This is a genomic window from Caballeronia terrestris, from assembly GCF_001544515.1.
Taxonomy (GTDB): domain Bacteria; phylum Pseudomonadota; class Gammaproteobacteria; order Burkholderiales; family Burkholderiaceae; genus Caballeronia; species Caballeronia terrestris.
Window position 1 is genome coordinate 1 of sequence record NZ_FCOL02000429.1, and the last position, 1,287, is coordinate 1,287.

The following is a 1,287-nucleotide window of genomic DNA, read 5'->3' on the forward strand; positions in this document are numbered from 1 at the left end:
CATCTGACGGGTACGCGACGCTACGAACTACGGCAAAGAGGATATTGCGATGGACATCCGGTTGAAGCAAGCCACGATCCAGATCGTCGAAAGCGGGCGTCACCTGTCGCTCGCGACGCTACGGGAAGATGGATACCCGCAGGCGAACACCGTCAATTACGCAAACGACGGATTGATCCTGTACTTCGGCACAGCACGCACCAGCAGCAAGATAAGAAATATCCAATGCTGCAGCAAGGTGTCGCTGACGATCAATTTGCCCTACGACGACTGGAGCCAGATCAGAGGCCTCTCAATGGCCGCGACCGCCCGTGTGCTGGCTGATGACTCCCCTGACAGCGTCCGCGCGATGAATCGCTTGCTCGCACGCTTTCCGAGCGCATCGGATATGTCGCCGCCGTCGGATCCGGGGCAGATTGTTTTCGTCGAACTCGTGCCTCGCTTCGTCAGTGTCATTGACTACACGCAGGGGTTTGGTCACAGCGAGCTGGTCGAGATAAGTGCAACCGATTTCGATACGCCAGCATCGGCCTGATTCAATCCGCCATGAAATAGAAAGCCGAGCGGAACGTCGACGCACTGATCCACGCAGCGAGCCACAGTTCCGCATCGTCACGAAAGAGCCGGGGATCGGCTCGGGCGAGGGGTCGCGAGCACCGGCCGACCCTGGTCGAAGCCCGCGCAAGCCGCCGTGCTGCCGAGCCGTCTGGCGCTAGCCCAATAATGAGCTTCCCTGTACCGCATCGCCTGTCAGCAGCGGCTCCCCGCAGTGTCTCGCAATCGCGCGCCGCACGTTGTCGCGAAGCCGCAGCATCGCGCCGAAGTTGACACCCGTGGGTTGAACCGGTTCGAGCAGGGTCACAACCACCTTGCCGCGACGCGGCAGCCAGGTTCCATCGCGCAGTATGCCCCGCACGCCAGAGAGCGCGATGGGTATGACCGGTTCGTGCGTCAGACATCGTCGATCCACCCGATCGCCCAGTTAAGCGCAAAGACCACGGCCTCGTCGGACGTACGGAACGATGCGACGCCCCCGGACAAATTCTTACGATCCTCGCTCAATGCTTCTCCTTCGGCCCGCAATCGACAAAGGGCTGCGGTCGGGAAAAACGTGCCGCCGGCCTCCCGTGTCGTGGCATCGATAGTGCAAGACTTATAGTCGAAACGCATCGAAATTTCTCCATGCTGGATGAGCGGGCATCGATAACGATGCCAGTCCGTTATCGACGCCCCTGTGTTTGCCCTCTTCGATGGTGGCAAACGGCCACGCGAGCGTCAGTGCCGCAC

2 protein-coding genes are annotated in these 1,287 nt (G+C 60.6%); one reads left to right on the forward strand and one right to left on the reverse strand.

Annotation, left to right across the window (positions count from 1 at the left end; all coding sequences use genetic code 11):
* The first annotated feature begins 49 nt into the window (after positions 1 to 49).
* Positions 50 to 535, forward strand: coding sequence for a pyridoxamine 5'-phosphate oxidase family protein (locus tag AWB67_RS38010; RefSeq protein ID WP_087660874.1), 486 nt, complete (start codon positions 50 to 52; stop codon positions 533 to 535).
* A gap of 416 nt (positions 536 to 951) precedes the next feature.
* Here AWB67_RS38010 and AWB67_RS38020 read toward each other — a convergent pair whose 3' ends face one another.
* On the reverse strand, positions 952 to 1,170 hold the full coding sequence (locus AWB67_RS38020; RefSeq protein ID WP_087660876.1) for a hypothetical protein: 219 nt from the start codon (positions 1,168 to 1,170) through the stop codon (positions 952 to 954).
* Between the last annotated feature and the right edge of the window lie 117 nt (positions 1,171 to 1,287).

What these genes read in the sequence shown, in the direction of transcription:
- AWB67_RS38010 (WP_087660874.1), top strand. Translation starts at nt 50, where the DNA reads ATGGACATCCGGTTGAAGCAAGCCACGATCCAGATCGTCGAAAGCGGG.
- AWB67_RS38020 (WP_087660876.1), bottom strand. Translation starts at nt 1,170, where the DNA reads ATGCGTTTCGACTATAAGTCTTGCACTATCGATGCCACGACACGGGAG.